Annotated in this window: 13 protein-coding genes and 1 tRNA gene; 9 read left to right on the top strand and 5 right to left on the bottom strand. The window is 69.9% G+C overall.

Features of this window, described 5'->3' with window-relative positions; all coding sequences use genetic code 11:
- Positions 1 to 72: 72 nt before the first annotated feature.
- The 4 genes from AB0G15_RS42210 to AB0G15_RS42225 all read right to left on the bottom strand — a co-directional run bounded on the left by AB0G15_RS42210 (position 73) and on the right by AB0G15_RS42225 (position 5,249).
- The gene (locus tag AB0G15_RS42210; RefSeq protein ID WP_362851164.1) at positions 73 to 951 is read right to left on the bottom strand and encodes an NUDIX hydrolase; all 879 of its coding nucleotides are present in this window, start codon (positions 949 to 951) and stop codon (positions 73 to 75) included.
- A complete protein-coding gene (locus AB0G15_RS42215; protein WP_362851165.1) occupies positions 944 to 3,007 on the bottom strand; it encodes an RNA degradosome polyphosphate kinase in 2,064 nt (687 codons plus the stop codon). The genes AB0G15_RS42210 and AB0G15_RS42215 overlap by 8 nt, the downstream gene beginning before the upstream one ends.
- Positions 3,008 to 3,069: 62 nt before the next feature.
- Complete coding sequence (locus AB0G15_RS42220) at positions 3,070 to 4,266, bottom strand: TetR family transcriptional regulator (protein WP_362851166.1); 1,197 nt, start codon at positions 4,264 to 4,266, stop codon at positions 3,070 to 3,072.
- 41 nt (positions 4,267 to 4,307) lie between these two features.
- Positions 4,308 to 5,249, bottom strand: coding sequence for a fatty acid desaturase (locus AB0G15_RS42225; protein ID WP_362851167.1), 942 nt, complete (start codon positions 5,247 to 5,249; stop codon positions 4,308 to 4,310).
- A 336-nt stretch (positions 5,250 to 5,585) separates the two neighbouring features.
- Between AB0G15_RS42225 and AB0G15_RS42230 the strand changes: the two genes are divergently transcribed.
- From AB0G15_RS42230 to pth, 5 genes are all read left to right on the top strand, one after another.
- Positions 5,586 to 5,660 (top strand) — tRNA-Gln (locus AB0G15_RS42230).
- Positions 5,661 to 5,823: 163 nt separating this feature from the next.
- On the top strand, positions 5,824 to 7,275 hold the full coding sequence (gene glmU / locus AB0G15_RS42235) for a bifunctional UDP-N-acetylglucosamine diphosphorylase/glucosamine-1-phosphate N-acetyltransferase GlmU (protein WP_362851168.1): 1,452 nt from the start codon (positions 5,824 to 5,826) through the stop codon (positions 7,273 to 7,275).
- Positions 7,276 to 7,351: 76 nt separating this feature from the next.
- Positions 7,352 to 8,329, top strand: a complete 978-nt coding sequence (locus AB0G15_RS42240; protein ID WP_344743831.1) for a ribose-phosphate diphosphokinase — start codon at positions 7,352 to 7,354, stop codon at positions 8,327 to 8,329.
- 185 nt (positions 8,330 to 8,514) lie between these two features.
- Positions 8,515 to 9,117, top strand: a complete 603-nt coding sequence (locus tag AB0G15_RS42245; protein WP_362851169.1) for a 50S ribosomal protein L25/general stress protein Ctc — start codon at positions 8,515 to 8,517, stop codon at positions 9,115 to 9,117.
- A gap of 63 nt (positions 9,118 to 9,180) precedes the next feature.
- On the top strand, positions 9,181 to 9,786 hold the full coding sequence (gene pth / locus AB0G15_RS42250) for an aminoacyl-tRNA hydrolase (protein ID WP_329086086.1): 606 nt from the start codon (positions 9,181 to 9,183) through the stop codon (positions 9,784 to 9,786).
- A gap of 142 nt (positions 9,787 to 9,928) precedes the next feature.
- On the opposite strand, the gene AB0G15_RS42255 is transcribed toward pth, so the two are convergent.
- Positions 9,929 to 10,387, bottom strand: a complete 459-nt coding sequence (locus tag AB0G15_RS42255) for a 3'-5' exoribonuclease (protein ID WP_362851170.1) — start codon at positions 10,385 to 10,387, stop codon at positions 9,929 to 9,931.
- A gap of 267 nt (positions 10,388 to 10,654) precedes the next feature.
- Here AB0G15_RS42255 and AB0G15_RS42260 point away from each other — a divergent pair, with 267 nt between their 5' ends.
- The 4 genes from AB0G15_RS42260 to cysN all read left to right on the top strand — a co-directional run bounded on the left by AB0G15_RS42260 (position 10,655) and on the right by cysN (position 15,125).
- On the top strand, positions 10,655 to 12,040 hold the full coding sequence (locus AB0G15_RS42260; protein ID WP_362851174.1) for a sugar transferase: 1,386 nt from the start codon (positions 10,655 to 10,657) through the stop codon (positions 12,038 to 12,040).
- The gene (locus tag AB0G15_RS42265) at positions 12,040 to 12,807 is read left to right on the top strand and encodes a 3'(2'),5'-bisphosphate nucleotidase CysQ (RefSeq protein ID WP_362851171.1); all 768 of its coding nucleotides are present in this window, start codon (positions 12,040 to 12,042) and stop codon (positions 12,805 to 12,807) included. Before AB0G15_RS42260 ends, AB0G15_RS42265 begins: the two co-directional genes overlap by 1 nt.
- Positions 12,808 to 12,826: 19 nt before the next feature.
- Complete coding sequence (gene cysD, locus AB0G15_RS42270; RefSeq protein ID WP_362851172.1) at positions 12,827 to 13,741, top strand: sulfate adenylyltransferase subunit CysD; 915 nt, start codon at positions 12,827 to 12,829, stop codon at positions 13,739 to 13,741.
- Positions 13,742 to 13,862: 121 nt separating this feature from the next.
- Positions 13,863 to 15,125, top strand: a complete 1,263-nt coding sequence (cysN, locus tag AB0G15_RS42275; protein ID WP_362851173.1) for a sulfate adenylyltransferase subunit CysN — start codon at positions 13,863 to 13,865, stop codon at positions 15,123 to 15,125.
- Positions 15,126 to 15,187: the final 62 nt, after the last annotated feature.

A 15,187-nucleotide genomic window follows, 5' to 3' on the forward strand; every position in this document is an offset into this window, starting at 1 on the left:
GGGAGCGATGAGCTTCGGCGGTCGTGGCTCCCAGGTCTGGGAGGCGGTCGGCGCGCTGGATGTGAATGGGTGTCAGACCTCGTGGTCGTCCACGGCCACGACCTCGCCGCCCGCGTGGTGCAGCACCATGAACGCGCCCTTGGACAGCCGCGTGCCTCCCGCCCGCTCGTCGAGCCCGGCGATCAGCTCGGGCAGGACCTTGCCGTGGCTGCAGAGCGCCACGGGCCGGTTCGAGGCCATCGCCTCCGTGGCCAGGCGCAGGGAGGCCCGGGCATCGTAGCCGTTCTCCGACAGGACGGGTTCGAGCCGGATCGGCAGACCGGCCCGCTTCGCGTACGGCTCCAGGGTCTGCACGCACCGCCTGCTGGGGGAGCTGACCAGCTCCGCGAGGCGGAAGGCGCCCAGCACGTCCGCCAGCACCTCGGACTGCCCGCGCCCGCGTCTGTCGAGCGGCCGGTCGTCGTCGTCGCCCTCCCAGTCCTGCCGGTTGCCCGCCAGGCCGTGCCGTACCAGGACGAGCGGGGTGGTCGCCGGCGACGCCTCGCCGAGCGCGTCGAGCAGCCCGGCGTCCCACTCGTAGGTCAGGCGCCGCGCGGCCTCGTCCACCGGCAGCCAGGCCACGTCGTCGACCTCGTGCGTGTCGGTACGGGGGCCCTCGGCGACCATCCTGGCCAGCCAGTAGTCGACGCGCTTGGGCCGCCCGCCCTTCAGGTAGTGGCTCGAGGGCAGCGACCGGCCGAACTCCGCGGTGATCCCCGCCTCCTCGGCCAGCTCGCGCACCGCGCCCGCGACGGGGTGCTCGCCGCGTTTCAGCTTCCCCTTGGGGAACGACCAGTCGTCGTACTTGGGCCGGTGGACGAGGGCGACCTCCGGGGCGTCCGGGGAGCCGCGCCAGACGACGGCCCCGGCCGCGTGGATCGTGTCGTCCCTGCGGGTGTCGCGCTCAGTCATCGATCGTTCTCCACCGGCGGGTGCCGATCAGGTAGGTCTGCAGGTCGTCGCCGGGATGGCGGGTCCAGGTCCCGTCGGAGTTGAGCCACCAGGTCGCGGTGTCGTCCGACATGGCCCGGTCCAGCAGCTCGCTGAGGTAGCTGCGCTGCTGCTGGCTGGAGACCTTGACCAGCGCCTCCACCCGGCGTTCGATGTTACGGCGCATCATGTCGCCGCTGCCGATCCAGATCTCCGGGCGCCGGCCGTGGCCGAACTCGTAGATCCGCGAGTGTTCGAGGAACCGGCCCAGCACGCTCCTGACCCTGATGTTCTCCGACATCTCGGGAATGCCGGGACGGAGCGTGCAGACCCCCCGCACCCACAGGTCCACCGGTACGCCGGCCCGCGACGCCCGGTAGAGGGCGTCGATGATGGGCTCGTCGACCAGGGAGTTCGTCTTCATCCTGATCCTGGCCGGGCGGCCGGCCTCCTGGTGGGAGATCTCCCGCTCGATCCTGGCCAGCAGCCCGCCGCGCAGGGAGTGCGGGGCGACCAGCAGCCGCCGGTAGGCCGAGTGGTTGGAGTAGCCGGTCAGGTGGATGAACAGGTCCGTGACGTCCTCGCCGACCAGCCGGTCGGCGGTGAGCAGGCCGAGGTCCTCGTACAGCCTGGCGGTCTTGGGGTTGTAGTTCCCGGTGCCGATGTGGCAGTAGCTGCGCAGCTCGCCGGAGGACTCCTGGCGCACGACCAGGGCCAGCTTGCAGTGGGTCTTCAGCCCCACGACGCCGTAGACCACGTGGCATCCGGCCCGCTCCAGCTTGCGTGCCCAGGTGATGTTGGCGTGCTCGTCGAACCTGGCCTTGATCTCCACCACCACGACGACCTGCTTGCCGGCCTCGGCGGCGTCGATCAGCGCGTCCACGATGGGCGAGTCGCCGCTGGTGCGGTAGAGCGTCTGCTTGATGGCCAGTACGGCGGGGTCGGCCGCGGCCTGCTCGATGAACCGCTGCACGCTCGTGGAGAACGAGTCGTACGGGTGGTGCAGCAGCACGTCCCGTTCGCGCAGCACCGCGAAGATGTCGTCCGCGACGTGCACGACCTCCGCCGGCACGAACGGGCGGAAGCTCAGCTCGCCCCGGTCCAGGTCGGCGATCGCGTGCAGCCCGGTCAGGTCCAGCGGCCCCGGCAGCCGGTAGATCTCGTGTTCGGCCACTCCCAGCTCGTCCACCAGCAGGTCGAGCACCTCGGGGGTGATGGTCTCCTCGACCTCCAGCCGGACCGGGGGGCCGAAGCGGCGCTTGAGCAGCTCGCGCTCCAGCGCCTGCATGAGGTTCTCGGTGACGTCCTCGTCGACGTCGAGGTCCTCGTTGCGGGTCACCCGGAAGACGTGGTGCTCGACGACCTCCATGCCCTTGAACAGCTGCCCGAGGTGGGCGGCGATCACATCCTCAAGCGGGACGAAGCGGTTCACGGACGCCGTGACGAAGCGGGGGAGCTGGCTGGGCACCTTGACCCTGGCGAAGACCGTGTTGCCGGTCGTGGGGTTGCGGACGGTGACGGCCAGGTTCAGGGACAGGCCCGAGATGTACGGGAAGGGGTGGGCGGGGTCGACGGCCAGCGGCGTCAGCACCGGCCTGATCCGCTCCCTGAAGAGCTTGCGCATCTCGCCGCGCTCGTCGCGGCCCAGGTCGTCCCAGCGCACGATCTCGATGCCCTCGGCGCCCAGCTGCGGGCAGATCCGCTCGTAGAAGCAGGCCGACTGCCGCTGCGCGAGGTCGTTGGCGATGGCCGCTATCCTGGCCAGCTCCTCGCGGGGCTTCAGCCCGCTTTTCGTGCGGAGCAGCAGTCCGGTGGCCATCCGCCGTTTCAGCCCGGCCACCCGGACGCGGAAGAACTCGTCGAGGTTGCTGGCGAAGATGGCCAGGAACCGCACCCGCTCCAGCAGGGGCAGGGACGAATCCTCCGCCATCTCCAGAACTCGCTGGTTGAACTGGAGCCAGCTCTCCTCTCGGTTGAGGAAGCGCTCCTGGGGTAGTGGAAGCCCGTCGGGGGTGGGACGAACGAGTTCAGCGGACATATGACCAGAATGCCCGCTTTGATTGAACGGAACGTTAATTTAGTCTCAACGAGCGCTGTTGCTTACTCACTTGGCTCAAGTTTTCCCTGCGCATCATCAACGAGTTTCGCGTGCTTGAGGGCGTCGCGCTCGGCGGCCTTGGCCTCCTTCAGGCGTGCCTTCTCCTGCTCCCTCAGCAACCGCTGCTGCTCCCGATACTCCCGCTCGCGCGCCTTGTCCAGCTCCCGCTGCTCGCGGAGCTGCATCTTCTCCAGCTCCCTGGCCAGCTTCTCGGCCTCGCGCTGCTCGCGCTGCCGCAGCTTCTCCCGCTCCTTGAGCTCGCGCTCGCGCAGCTTCTCCTGGTTCCTCAGCTCCCGCTCGCGCGCCTTCTCCAGCTCCCGGATCTCCTTCTCCGTCGGGGGCGGCGATAACTCGGGGCGCGGGGGCGAGTGTGATCCCGCCGGGGGCGGTTGCGGCTCCGTCTCCGCGGTGTGCGGCTCCGTCTTCGCGGCGCGTGACTCCGTCTTCGCGGTGTGCGGCTCCGTTCCCGCGGCGCGTGGCCGCGGGCCGGCCGGGTGGGGCTGCGGGCCGGATCCGGAGGGGTGGGGGTCGGCCGGGCGCTGCGGCGGATGGGCCAGCCGGTGCTCCAGGCCACGCGAGGCGGCGGTCAGCCGGGGGTCGGGGTCCAGACCGGTCAGACCGTTCCAGGCCAGGTTGACCAGGTGGGCGGCGACCTCCTCGCGCGGCGGCCTGCGCACGTCCAGCCACCACTGGCCGGTCAGCGCCACCATGCCGACCAGCATCTGGGCGTACATGGGGGCCAGTTTGGGGTCGTAGCCACGCTCGACGAACTCGTCGACCATGACGTCCTCGACCTGGCTGGCGATGTCGTTGATCAGGCTGGCGAACGTGCCGGTCCCCGAGGCGGCGTGCGAGTCACGGACGAGGATGCGGAAACCCTCGCTGTTCTCCTCCACGTAGGCCAGCAGGGCCAGGGCCGCCCGCTCCAGTTTGATCAGTGAGTGCGAGGCGGACAGCGCCTCGGTCACCAGGCCCAGCAGCTTCTGCATTTCCCGGTCGATGACGACCGCGTAGACGCCCTCCTTGCCGCCGAAGTGCTCGTAGACCACCGGTTTGGAGACGTTGGCGGTCGCCGCGATCTCCTCCACCGAGGTGCCGTCGAACCCTTTCTCCGCGAAGAGGGTCCTGCTGATCTGGATCAGCTGTTCCCGGCGTTCCTTACCTGACATGCGCCGTCGGGGTTCGCTCACGGTTCTCATAATGGCGTCCCCTCGCTGTCCGACGGCACCCGAACCCCGGGTCAGGCGGCGATGCGCTTGGCGGCCAGGCGCTCGGGCGTCGGCCAGCGGACGTCGTACGCCCAGCCGGCCTTCTCGAACCAGCGGATGACACCCGCGCTGAGGTCGATCTGCCCCTTCAGCGCGCCGTGCCGGGCGCAGGTGGGGTCGGAGTGGTGCAGGTTGTGCCAGGACTCGCCGAAGGAGGGGATGGCCAGCCACCACACGTTGCGCGACTTGTCGCGCGACTCGAAGGCCTCCTCGCCGAAGACGTGGCAGATGGAGTTGATCGACCAGGTCACGTGGTGCAGCAGGCCGATCCGGACCAGCGTGCCCCAGAAGAAGCCGGTCGCCATGCCCCACCACGACCAGGTCAGCAGACCGCCCAGCACGGCGGGGGCGACCATCGTGGTGATCGCCAGCACCGGGAAGAGCTTGTGCAGCTTGATGATGTCGGGGTCCTTGACCAGGTCGGGAGCGTACTTCTCCCGGTTGGCCCGGTCGGCCTCGAACAGCCAGCCCATGTGCGCCCAGAGCAGGCCCTTGGACACCGCCACGAAGCCCGTGCCGAAGCGCCACGGCGAGTGCGGGTCGCCCTCCTTGTCGGAGAACTTGTGGTGCTTGCGGTGGGTGGCGACCCAGTCGAGCACCGACATCTCCATGGAGAGGCTGCCCGCGATGCCCAGCGCGATCTTCAGCGGGCGCTTGGCCTTGAACGATCCGTGGGTGAAGTGGCGGTGCAGGCCGACGGTGACGCCGAGCCCGGTGACCACGTAGAAGACACCGGCGATGACGATGTCGGACCAGCCGAGTCCCCAGCCCCAGGCGAACGGGACGGCCACCACCAGGGCGATCAGCGGGGCGCCGACCACCACCCCGAAGGTGATGATCTCGGGCAGGGTCTTCCGCTCGGGGTCGACGTCAGGCTTGGGGCCCTGAGCAGGGCGTTCTTCGATGAGGGTCATACGCTACCTCGCGGTGGCTCGGAAAAGGCCAAGGACTCATGTGCGGCTACGCCACCGTAACCTACGCCATCGTAAGTTAGGAACACCTAAGAACCCAATGTCTGGAACATGACTCTTTGGGATTGACGTCGTAGCGGGTCCACCACTTGTTCTACCCTCGGCTGACCTGCTAAACGGGGCTCCCGCGCGCGCATGGTCGCGCGGGCGTGTGTCGCGGGTGTACGGGCTCCGGGGCGGGACGCCGGGACGGGTCCGCAAACGAGGCGCGTTCGGCGGCGCGGGCTCTGTATCGTAGGGGTGCCGGGCGCGCGGGAACTGTCCCGATCGCCTGGTCGGTCCGGCATTGGGTAATTGGCAGCCCGCAAGGTTTTGGTCCTTGTTGTCCAGGTTCGAGTCCTGGTGCCGGAGCCATCCCTTGTGTCTGTTTTATTCACTCGGCTGGTCGGCTGAGTGGGTTCCCGAGGGGGAAGGTATCCTCACGTTGTCGAGCAGGTGACGATGCCGCGCCCTGGGGGTGGCCATCCGTCATCGCGCCTCGCCATGTCTCAGCCGCGACGCCGAGGGAGCCTCGTCCGTGAGTGTGCCGCGCCCGGCAGCCGTCATCGTCCTCGCCGCAGGCGAGGGAACCCGGATGAAGTCGAGAACACCGAAGATCCTCCATGAGCTGTGCGGCCGGACCCTGGTCGACCACGCGCTCTCCGCCGCCCGGGGTCTCGAACCCAAGCGGCTCATTGTCGTCATCGGCCACGAACGGGAGCGGGTCCAGGCGCACCTGGCCAAGGCCGGCCCCGACGCGCAGGCCGTCGTCCAGACCGAGCAGAAGGGCACCGGCCACGCCGTAAGGATCGCCCTGGAGGCGTCCGGCACCATCGACGGCACCGTCCTGGTGACCTACGGCGACGTGCCGCTGCTGCGCACCGAGACCCTCGCGGCCCTGCTCGAACGGCACGGCCGGGACGGCAACGCCGTCACCGTGCTCACGGCCGAGGTCCCCGATCCGCACGGCTACGGCCGGATCGTCCGCGACGACTCGGGCGCGGTCCTGGAGATCGTCGAGGAGAAGGACGCCGACCCCGCGCAACGGGCGATCAAGGAGATGAACTCCGGCGTCTACGCCTTCGACGGCCTCCTGCTCGCCGACGCGGTCAAGCGGGTGTCCGCCTCCAACGCCCAGGGCGAGGAGTACCTCACCGACGTCCTCGCGATCCTGCGGGAGGACGGCCACCGGGTCGGCGCGCACGTCGCGGCCGACTACGTGGAGGTGGAGGGCGTCAACGACCGCGTGCAGCTGGCCTTCGCCCGCAAGGTGCTCAACGCGCGCCTGCTGGAGGCCCACATGCGGGCCGGGGTGACCGTGATCGACCCGGCCACCACGTGGGTCGACGTCGACGTCATCCTCGAAGCGGACGTGGTGATCCACCCCGGAACCCAGCTGCTCGGCTGCACGACGGTCGCCGAGGGTGCCGAGGTCGGCCCCGCCAGCACCCTGACCGACACGATCGTCGCCCAGGGGGCGCTGGTGCGCAACGCGGTCTGCGTCGACGCCGTGATCGGCCCCGAGGCCCTGGTCGGGCCGTACGCCTACCTGCGCCCCGGCACGGTCCTCGCGCGCAAGGCCAAGGCGGGGACGTACGTTGAGATGAAGAACGCGCAGGTCGGAGAGGGCGCCAAGGTGCCCCACCTGAGCTACGTGGGCGACGCCACGATCGGCGCGGGCGCCAACATCGGCGCTTCGGCGATCTTCGTCAACTACGACGGGGTCGACAAGCACCACACGACGGTGGGCGAGGGCGCCTTCGTCGGGTGCGACACCATGCTCGTCGCGCCGGTCACCATCGGCGACGGCGCGTACACGGCCGCGGGCTCGGTCATCGACGGAGATGTCCCCCCAGGGGCCATCGGGGTGGCCCGCGGACGGCAGCGCAACATCGAAGGGTGGGTCGCGCGCAGGCGCGCGGGCACCAGATCGGCCGAGGCGGCGCTACGGGCCGCCGAGGCCGGGAAACAGCAGGGGAGCCAGACGTGAGTGAGCGAAGCGAGCGGCCCGGCGGGCACGGCAGCGTCGCGCGGGCATCGGTGTGCCGTCAGGCGAGGGGGACGGCATGAGCGGCATCAAGAAGACCGGTGAGAAGAACCTGATGTTCTTCTCCGGGCGTGCGCACCCGGAGCTGGCGGACGAGGTGGCGAGCCACCTCGGGGTCGACGCGGCGCCGACCACGCTTCGCGACTTCGCCAACGGGGAGATCTACGCCCGCTACCAGGAGTCGGTCCGCGGCTGTGACGCGTTCGTCATGCAGAGCCACACCTGGCCGATCAACCAGTGGATCATGGAACAGCTGATCATGGTGGACGCCCTCAAGCGCGCATCCGCCAAGCGGATCACCGTGATCATGCCGTTCTACGGCTACGCCCGCCAGGACAAGAAGGGCCGGGGCCGCGAGCCCATCACCGCCCGCCTGATGGCCGACATGTTCAAGACGGCCGGGGCCGACCGGCTGATGTCGATCGACCTGCACACCTCCCAGATCCAGGGCTTCTTCGACGGCCCGGTGGACCATCTGTTCGCCATGCCCGTCCTGGTCAACTACCTCAAGGACAAGCTCGACCTGGCCACGACCACGGTCGTCTCGCCCGACACCGGCCGGGTGCGGCTCTCGGAGCGCTGGGCCGACACGCTGGGCACCCCGCTGGCCTTCATCCACAAGCGCCGCGACCTCGACGTGGCCAACCAGGTGAAGGTGAGCGAGGTCGTCGGCCGGGTCAGGGGCCGGACCTGCGTGCTGATCGACGACATGATCGACACCGCGGGGACGATCTGCAAGGCGGCCGACGCGCTGTACGAGCAGGGCGCCACCAACGTGGTCGTGGCCGCCACCCACGCGGTGTTCTCCGACCCCGCGGTCGACCGGCTGAAGAACTCCAGGATCTCCGAGGTCATCGTCACCAACACGGTGCCGCTCCCCGAGGACAAGCGGTTCGACAAGCTCACCGTGCTGTCGATCGCCCCCCTGATCGCCCGTGCGATCAACGAGGTCTTCAGCGACGGCTCGGTGACCAGCCTCTTCGAGGGCGACAGCTGACATCCCGCCCCGCCCCCCGGGAACCCGTCGCCGACGCGTTCCCGGGGGCGGCCGGAGCCGCGGCGCGCCGGCGTCACCGTTGACACGGTAGGGTTGTGGGATTGCGTGCGCTCGTAACGCCTTCCGCTAGGGCGGGTGAGGGGGAGCGCACCTTTCCGATTCCCAAGATCCCTAGGAGATCAGCCATGTCCGAAGTGGTCATCACCACCGAACTCCGTGACAAGTTCGGCAAGGGCGCCGCCCGCAAGATCCGTCGTGAGAACAAGGTGCCCGTCGTCCTCTACGGGCACGGCACCGACCCCCAGCACCTGTCCCTGCCGGGTCACGACCTGCTGCTCGCCCTGCGTACGCCGAACGTGCTGATCCGTCTCGAGGGCGCGGTGGCCGAGCTGGCCCTGCCCAAGGGCGTCCAGCGTGACCCGATCAAGGGCTTCCTGGAGCACGTCGACCTCATCCTCGTCCGCCGCGGCGAGAAGGTCACAGTCGACATCCCCGTCACCGTGGTGGGCGAGGTCGCCGACGGCATCCTCGACCAGCAGCTCGTCTCCGTCTCCGTCGAGACCGAGGCCACCCACATCCCCGAGGGCGTCGAGGTCGACGTCGAGGGCCTGGAGGTCGGCACCCAGATCACCGCCGCCGACCTGAAGCTGCCCAAGGGCACGACCCTCGCCGCCGACCCCGAGGCGCTGGTCCTGATCGTCGCCGCGACCCCGACCGCCGAGCCGGAGGGCGAGACCGTCGAGGCCGCTCCGGCCGCCGAGGGCGAGAGCTCCGAGAGCGCCGAGTAGTTTTCTCTGCTAGATCTGTCAGGGCGGCCCGGGACCGGGCCGCCCTGACGCGCGTGTGAAGGGATGCCGATCGTGGACCGCTGGTTGGTCGTGGGCCTGGGAAACCCCGGGCCGGAGTACGCCGGGAACCGGCACAACGCGGGGTTCATGGTCCTGGACGAGCTCGCCGCGCGAGCCGGGGGACGGTTCAAGGCGCACCGGTCGCGGGCGGAGGTGCTGGAGGGCCGCCTGGCGGGTGTCCCCGCCGTGCTGGCCAAGCCGCTGTCCTTCATGAACCTCTCCGGCGGGCCGGTCAAGGCCCTGGCCGACTTCTACAAGGTCGACCCGGCCCGCGTGGTCGTGGTCCACGACGAGCTGGACATCCCGTACGGCGCGCTGAGGGCGAAGCTGGGCGGCGGCGACAACGGCCACAACGGGCTGAAGTCGATCACCAAGTCGCTGGCGACCAAGGACTACCTGCGGGTGCGGTTCGGCATCGGCCGCCCGCCCGGCCGGATGGACGCCGCGGCCTACGTCCTGCGCGACTTCGCCACCGCCGAGCGCAAGGACCTCGCGTTCCTGGTCGACCGCGCCTCGGACGTGGTGGAGTCGCTGATCAGGGTCGGCCTGGAGCCGACCCAGAACGCCTTCCACACCGGCGACCTGAACGTCTCCGGCCCGCCCAGATAGCCGGTCCCGCCCGGATGGCCGGTCCCGCCGTGACCCGCCCGCACGGGTGATCCGGCCCCCGTCCACAGGGTTTCGCACGGGTTCGTACAGGTTCGCGCGGGTTCGTACGGGTGATCCGGCCCCCGCTCGGACGCCGGCCCGCTCAGGGACGCGGCGGGTCGAACGCCATCAGGTTCTGCAGCAGCTCGGCCTGCTCGATCGCGTCGTCCAGCGCGTTGTGGGTGTGCGGCCGCCGGGACCGCAGGTGCTCGGGCATCTGCCGCTTGGTCGCCCAGCCGATCGGCACGCCCGCCTTGGCCGCGTACAGCGTCTTGAGGTCGACGCAGCGCGAGTGTCCGAACGGTGAGACGCCAGTGAAGCGCATGAAATACCAGTAAATCCACATCCAGTCGTAGGAGAGCGGGTAGGCCGCCAGCACCGGCGAGCTGTTCCCGCACACCTCGCGGACCCACGTGGCGGCCTCCCGCATGGCCTCGGCCGGGTCGCGGCCCTCGCGGAGCAGCGTCTCCCGGTCCAGCCCGCTCACCGCGAGCGCCTCGGGAACGTGGTCGTCGCTGATCGGCCGCAGCTCGGCATAGTGCGTGTGAGTCAGCGGATCCACCGGTTCGAAGACCTTTCCGGTCATCCGCCCGGCCACGGTCATCCCAAAGCTGACCATTGAATATGCCCCCGGAATGGGACCATCGGCCTCGACATCCACAGAGATGTACGTTTCGGTCTTCAACCTTCGGGCCTCTCCCGCCGCCGCTACCATTCCATAACTGTCTGTCCGTGAACGGTTACGCAGGGGGAGCGCGTGCGCGACGTGACCGCAGTCCAGGCCGCACAGGAAACCGGGCCCGGAGCCGTCGCGGCCGCGCGCCGGCGCATGCCGGGCTGGGTGCGGGAGCACCGCGCGACGGCCGTCGCCGCCGACACGGCCTGCGCCGCCCTGGCCGGAGCCCTCGCGCTGTTCGTTCGATTCGGCGAGGTTACCGCCTACGTCTTCCCGTACGTCATGCTGAGCGCGGCCCTGCCCGCCGTCTGGGTCTGCGTGGTCGCGCTGAACCGTGCCTACGAGCCCCGGCTGATCGGCCTGGGCTCGGAGGAGTTCCAGCGGATCCTGCAGTGCGGCTTCATGCTCACCGCCGCCCTCGCCGTCTGCGCCTACCTCACCAAGATCGAGGTGGCCCGGGGCTACGTGGTGCTGGCGCTCCCGCTGACGACGCTGCTCACCCTCCTCGCGCGCTACGCCCTGCGCCGTTCCCTGCACCGCAGGCGGGCGCGGGGCGGGTGCATGCGGCGGGTGGTGGCCGTGGGCCACCGGGCGGCGATCGCCGAGCTGGTCCGCAGGTTCCGCCGGGAGCGCTACCACGGCATGGAGGTCGTCGCGGCGTGTGTCCCGCACGACGGGACGGGCGACGTGGAGGGCGTGCCGGTGCTGGGCGACTTCACCGACGTCGCGCTCGCGGTCGGGCAGGTCTCGGCCGACACCGTGGCCGTGCTCGCCTGCCCGGAGATGGACGGGGTGGCGCTGCGGCGGCTGGCCTGGCAGCTGGAGAAGACGCACACGGACCTGATCGTGGCTCCCGCGCTGATGGAGGTGGCCGGGCCGCGGATCACCATCCGCCCGGCGGCGGGACTGCCGCTGCTGCACGTGGACCACCCCGAGATCTCCGGCCTGCGCCAGGTGCTCAAGAACCTGTTCGACCGGGTGGGCGCCGGGCTGCTGCTGGCGGCCCTGCTGCCGCTGCTGGCGGGGGTGGCGGTGGCCGTACGGGCCTCGGGGCCGGGACCCGCGTTCTTCCGGCAGACGAGGGTGGGCCGCGACGGCGCCGAGTTCACGATCTACAAGTTCCGGACGATGCGCGTCGACGCCGAGCACCGGAAGATCGCCCTGTCCAGCGACGGGCACGGCCTGCTCTTCAAGATCCGCCACGATCCGCGGGTGACCCCGCTGGGCGCCTGGCTGCGCCGCCACTCGCTGGACGAGCTGCCCCAGCTGATCAACGTGGTCCTGGGACACATGTCCCTGGTAGGCCCTCGGCCGCCGCTGCCCGAGGAGGTCGCCAGGTACGGTGACGACGTCCGCCGCCGATTACTGGTCAAGCCCGGGATGACCGGCCTCTGGCAGGTAAGCGGTCGTTCCGACCTTTCCTGGGAGGAATCCGTACGGTTGGACCTGCGTTACGTGGAGAGCTGGTCCCTCATGCTGGACCTGCAGATCCTGTGGAAGACTTGGTCGGCTGTCGCGCGAGGAGCTGGAGCATACTGATGACCGTTCGCGACGATCACGTACTCGCCGCGGAGCTGGCGACGACGGCAGGCGAGAAGCTGGCCGCCCTGCGCGCGGAGCGGGGCTTCGGCGACCCGTCCGAGCTTCGCAAGGAGGGCGACGCCGCCTCCCACGTGTTCCTGATGGAGGCGCTTTCCCGGTTGCGCCCGGGTGACAGCGTGCTGTCCGAGGAGGCGACCAGCGAGGAGCGCCTCGACCCGCGCAGGCTGCGCGCCGACCGGGTCTGGATCGTCGACCCGCTGGACGGCACCCGCGAGTTCGCCGAGGAGGGCCGTGCCGACTGGGCGGTCCACGTGGCGCTCTGGGAGCGCGGCACGCTGACGGCCGGAGCCGTCGCGCTGCCCGCCCAGGACCGTACGCTCTCCACCCTCGAACCCCCCGTGCCGCCCGCTCCCGAGACGGGCGCCAGGCCGCGGATCGCGGTCAGCAGGACCCGCCCGCCGGAGTTCGTGCAGAACCTGGCCCGGCTCGCCGGCGCCGACCTGGTGCCGATCGGTTCGGCGGGCGCCAAGATCTCCGCCGTGCTCACCGGCCAGGTCGAGGCCTACGTGCACGCCGGAGGCCAGTACGAGTGGGACTCCGCCGCGCCCGTCGCGGTGGCCCTCGCCTCCGGGGTCCACGCGAGCCGCATCGACGGCTCGCCGCTGGTCTACAACCAGCCTGACCCCTCGTTGCCGGATATTCTTGTATCCCTACCGGGACTGGCGCCAACGTTGCTCGCTGGAATCCGGGATCTGCACCGCTAATCCCCGCTAGGAGAGTCTGATGCTTCAGCGCGACTACACCACGTCGCAGCTCGACGTCCTCGAGGCAGAGGCTGTTCACATCATGCGCGAGGTCGCGGCGGAGTTCGAGCGTCCCTGTCTGCTCTTCTCGGGGGGGAAGGACTCCATCGTCATGCTTCGCATCGCGGAGAAGGCGTTCTGGCCGGCGCCGATTCCCTTCCCGCTGATGCACGTCGACACCGGGCACAACTTCACCGAGGTCATCGAGTTCCGCGACCGCCGCGCCGCCGAGCTGGGCGCCCGCCTGGTCGTCGCCAGCGTCCAGGACTCCATCGACGCCGGACGCGTCGTCGAGGAGACCGGCCGCAGGGCCTCGCGCAACCGGCTGCAGACCACGACGCTGCTGGACGCGATCGAGGAGAACGAGTACGACGCGGTGTTCGGCGGCGCCCGCCGCGACGAGGAGAAGGCCCGCGCCAAGGAGCGCGTGTTCTCCTTCCGCGACGACTTCGGCCAGTGGGACCCCAAGAACCAGCGCCCCGAGCTGTGGAACCTCTACAACGCCAGGATCCGCAAGGGCGAGCACATCCGGGTGTTCCCGCTGTCCAACTGGACCGAGCTCGACATCTGGGACTACATCCGGCGCGAGGAGATCGAGATTCCCTCGATCTACTTCGCCCACACCCGCAAGGTGTTCGAGCGCGACGGCATGCTGCTGGCCGACAGCGAGTTCATCACCCGCGACGACGACGAGTCGCTGCTGGACATGACGGTCCGCTACCGGACGGTCGGCGACGTGACCTGCACCGGTGCCGTCCAGTCGAGTGCCGCGACGGTCGAGGCGATCATCGAGGAGATCGCGGTGACCCGGATCACCGAGCGCGGCGCCACCCGCGCCGACGACCGCGCCTCGGAGGCCTCCATGGAGGACCGCAAGCGGGAGGGTTACTTCTAGTGAGCGTCCGCCTCCCCGGCTTCCCGTGCCACCAGGCCCACCCGGCCCACCCGGTCTCCCGCGAGCCCCTTCCCGCGCGGTCCCGCCGCGCACGCCGTACGACCTCTGGAGAGCAGCGCTAATGGACATTCTTCGCTTCGCCACGGCGGGAAGTGTCGACGACGGAAAGTCGACCCTCATCGGGCGGCTGCTCTTCGACTCCAAGGCGATCTTCGAGGACCAGCTGGAGGCCGTCGAGCGCACCTCCCGCGACCGCGGCACCGAGTACACCGACCTGTCGCTCCTCACCGACGGCCTGCGGGCCGAGCGGGAGCAGGGCATCACGATCGACGTGGCCTACCGCTACTTCGCCACTCCCAAGCGCAAGTTCATCATCGCCGACACCCCCGGGCACATCCAGTACACCCGCAACATGGTCACCGGCGCCTCCACCGCGGACCTGGCGATCGTCCTGATCGACGCCCGCAAGGGCGTGCTGGAGCAGTCGCGGCGGCACGCGTTCCTCACCACCCTGCTGCGGGTGCCGCACCTGGTGCTGGCCGTCAACAAGATGGACCTGGTCGACTACTCCCAGGAGCGGTTCGAGGAGATCCGCGAGGAGTTCACCGCGTTCGCCTCCAAGCTGAACGCGCCGGACCTGACGTTCATCCCGATCTCGGCGCTGCACGGCGACAACGTGGTGGCCCGCTCGGAGAACACGCCCTGGTACAACGGGTCCTCCCTGCTCCACCACTTGGAGCACGTGCACATCGCCTCCGACCGCAACCTGGTCGACGTGCGCTTCCCCGTGCAGTACGTCATCCGCCCGCAGCGGGCCACCGACCCCTCGCTGCACGACTACCGCGGCTACGCGGGCCAGGTCGCCGGAGGGGTGCTCAAGCCGGGCGACGAGGTCATGCACCTGCCCTCGGGCCTGGCCACGCGCATCGCGTCGATCGACACCTTCGACGGGCCGGTCGACGAGGCGTTCCCGCCGATGTCGGTCACCCTCCGGCTGGAGGACGACATCGACATCTCGCGCGGCGACATGATCTGCCGCCCGAACAACCAGCCGCAGGTCTCCCAGGAGCTGGAGGCGATGATCTGCTGGATGGCCGACACCGCCAAGCTGTCCCCGCGCACCAAGCTGACCATCAAGCACACCACCCGCACGGCCCGTGCCCTGGTCAAGGACCTGCACTACCGGCTGGACGTCAACACCCTGCACCGGGACGAGACGGCCCAGTCGCTCGGCCTCAACGAGATCGGGCGGGTATCGCTCCGGGTCACCCAGCCCCTGTTCGTGGACGACTACGCCCGCAACCGCCTCACCGGCGGGTTCATCCTCGTGGACGAGTCCACCAACAACACGGTCGGCGCCGGGATGATCGTCGACGCCCGGTAGGCACACCCCGCCCGCGGGCCGGCGTGACCCCCTCCTCGTGCGCGACGGGGGGGGGTCACGCC

Origin of the sequence: Streptosporangium sp. NPDC023825, from assembly GCF_040639575.1 — a bacterium.
Classification (GTDB): Bacteria; Actinomycetota; Actinomycetes; order Streptosporangiales; family Streptosporangiaceae; genus Streptosporangium.

What these genes read in the sequence shown, in the direction of transcription:
- AB0G15_RS42210 (WP_362851164.1), bottom strand. Translation starts at nt 951, where the DNA reads ATGACTGAGCGCGACACCCGCAGGGACGACACGATCCACGCGGCCGGG.
- AB0G15_RS42215 (WP_362851165.1), bottom strand. Translation starts at nt 3,007, where the DNA reads ATGTCCGCTGAACTCGTTCGTCCCACCCCCGACGGGCTTCCACTACCC.
- AB0G15_RS42220 (WP_362851166.1), bottom strand. Translation starts at nt 4,266, where the DNA reads ATGAGAACCGTGAGCGAACCCCGACGGCGCATGTCAGGTAAGGAACGC.
- AB0G15_RS42225 (WP_362851167.1), bottom strand. Translation starts at nt 5,249, where the DNA reads ATGACCCTCATCGAAGAACGCCCTGCTCAGGGCCCCAAGCCTGACGTC.
- AB0G15_RS42240 (WP_344743831.1), top strand. Translation starts at nt 7,352, where the DNA reads ATGAGCGGCATCAAGAAGACCGGTGAGAAGAACCTGATGTTCTTCTCC.
- AB0G15_RS42245 (WP_362851169.1), top strand. Translation starts at nt 8,515, where the DNA reads ATGTCCGAAGTGGTCATCACCACCGAACTCCGTGACAAGTTCGGCAAG.
- pth (WP_329086086.1), top strand. Translation starts at nt 9,181, where the DNA reads ATGCCGATCGTGGACCGCTGGTTGGTCGTGGGCCTGGGAAACCCCGGG.
- AB0G15_RS42260 (WP_362851174.1), top strand. Translation starts at nt 10,655, where the DNA reads ATGCCGGGCTGGGTGCGGGAGCACCGCGCGACGGCCGTCGCCGCCGAC.
- AB0G15_RS42265 (WP_362851171.1), top strand. Translation starts at nt 12,040, where the DNA reads ATGACCGTTCGCGACGATCACGTACTCGCCGCGGAGCTGGCGACGACG.
- cysD (WP_362851172.1), top strand. Translation starts at nt 12,827, where the DNA reads ATGCTTCAGCGCGACTACACCACGTCGCAGCTCGACGTCCTCGAGGCA.
- cysN (WP_362851173.1), top strand. Translation starts at nt 13,863, where the DNA reads ATGGACATTCTTCGCTTCGCCACGGCGGGAAGTGTCGACGACGGAAAG.